Source organism: Shewanella sp. 10N.7, assembly GCF_020806285.1.
Classification (GTDB): Bacteria; Pseudomonadota; Gammaproteobacteria; order Enterobacterales; family Shewanellaceae; genus Shewanella; species Shewanella electrodiphila.
The window spans coordinates 1-2189 of record NZ_JAJGZS010000035.1; the positions used below are offsets into that span (position 1 = coordinate 1).

The following is a 2189-nucleotide window of genomic DNA, read 5'->3' on the forward strand; positions in this document are numbered from 1 at the left end:
TAGGCCTCTAGACGAAGGGGACCCGGACTGCATTAGACTCTGCAAAGAGTGAATAACTCATTAAGTTCTGTAGGCTAAAACTTAACGCTTTGATTTTAGTAAAATTGGTGGAGCTACACGGGATCGAACCGTGGACCTCTTCGCTGCCAGCGAAGCGCTCTCCCAGCTGAGCTATAGCCCCTCAACTTTACTTAACACATTTGGACAAACCGAAATAAATTATGACGCTGTGTCTCAACTGCGAGGCGCATTCTATGCAGCCTGCCCAAAAGTGTCAACTCGTTTTTTAAGAATTTATTCTATCTGCTACAAATTCAATCGCTTTGGAGATTCTTTGTTCACAACGAGCCTTTCCAACTAAAAACAAGGTTAAATCTACAGCAGGTGACATGCCAGCGCCTGTAACCGCGACACGTAGTGGCATTCCGACTTTACCCATACCCACTTCTAGTTCTGCTGCTGTATCTTCAATTGCTTGGTGAATTGCTTCAACTGTCCACTCTGGAAGGGCAGAAATTTTTTGTTGTATAAGTTTAAGTGGTTCCATTGCAACACCACGTAAATGCTTTTTAGCTGCATTTTCATCAAACGCTTCGAAATCTTCATAGAAGTAGCGGCTAGATGCAGCTAAATCTTTCAGCGTTTTCGCTCTTTCTGCTAAAGCTGTAACAACTTCAGCAAGTGCAGGTCCGTTTGCTGTATCAATTTTCTGGTCATCCATATGCCATTGAAGATGTGATGCAACATATTCTGGTGCAAGTTCTTTAATGTAATGTTGGTTTAACCAATTAAGTTTTTCTGTATTAAAGGCTGAGGCTGCCTTATTGATATCGTCTAGTTTAAATAACGAGATCATTTCTTCCATTGAGAATACTTCTTGGTCGCCATGAGACCAACCTAAACGAACCAGGTAGTTTAGTAGCGCTTCAGGTAAATAACCGTCATCACGGTATTGCATAACACCAACCGCGCCATGACGTTTTGACAGTTTCGCACCATCATCACCTAAAATCATCGATACGTGAGCATATTCAGGTACTGGTGCACCCAAAGCTTTAAGGATGTTAATTTGACGAGGAGTGTTATTGATATGGTCTTCACCACGAACAACACAAGTAATGCCCATATCCCAATCATCAACAACAACACAGAAGTTATAAGTTGGTGTGCCTTCTGTACGAGCAATGATTAAGTCATCTAAGGTATCGTTAGCAAATTCGATACGACCACGTACGTGATCGTTAAATACGACACTACCTTCTGTTGGATTCTTGAAACGAATCACAAACGGTTCATCAGTATCACGAGGAGCAAGATCGCGGCAATGGCCATCATACTTTTGTGATTCACCATTTTCAGCTTGCTCTTCACGCATCTTCTCAATACGTTCACGAGAACAGTAACACTTATAAGCAGTACCTTCTTCAAGCATTTGAGCAATGATTTCGTTGTATCGATCGAAACGTTTAGTTTGGTAATAAGGACCTTCGTCCCAAGTCAAACCTAACCATTCCATTCCTTCAAGAATTGCGGCGCAAGCTTCAGGAGTCGAACGTTCAATATCAGTATCTTCTACACGTAAAACAAACTCACCTTGGTTTGCGCGGGCATAAAGCCAAGAATAAAGTGCTGTACGAGCACCACCTACATGTAAAAAGCCTGTTGGGCTAGGAGCAAAACGCGTCTTAGTTGTCATAATGGGACACTGACCTATTTCAAAAACGTCTATATAAAGACAGATATAATAAAGTGGCCGATATTCTATACCCAAACCACCTTATTATGCGAGTTTCACTATTGATAATTTAAACTACATCAATAAGCAGCATCATAATCAGCTCTGTGAGCGAAAAACTATAGCTAAAGAGTGAACTGATTGCTCAACTTTGTCGTCGAAGCTTTTATTGAAGTGAAACTTACAAGTCTCAAAACAAGGCATGTTTAGCTGGATACGAGCTTTACTCCATAATTACAATATTCAATTCTTCTCTAGTTGCAACACTATTGAGACAAATGACGTTATAAAGCGCCTAACAATTCAACAAGCCGCACGTTTTTAGCGCGGCTGAGCTTTTTTCGTGAAAAAGTCGTTGACAGTATTTCGTTGCTCCCTATAATACGGCCCCACACAGCGAGGTCGATTAGCTCAGCTGGGAGAGCACCTCCCTTACAAGGAGGGGGTCACTGGT

Annotated in this window: 1 protein-coding gene and 1 tRNA gene; both read right to left on the bottom strand. The window is 41.7% G+C overall.

The features are described 5' to 3' along the window. Positions 1–105 precede the first annotated feature (105 nt). A tRNA-Ala gene (locus tag LMH66_RS18100) sits at positions 106–181 on the bottom strand. A 105-nt stretch (positions 182–286) separates the two neighbouring features. Next, positions 287–1696, bottom strand: a complete 1410-nt coding sequence (gene gltX, locus LMH66_RS18105) for a glutamate--tRNA ligase (RefSeq protein ID WP_229372117.1) — start codon at positions 1694–1696, stop codon at positions 287–289. Between the last annotated feature and the right edge of the window lie 493 nt (positions 1697–2189).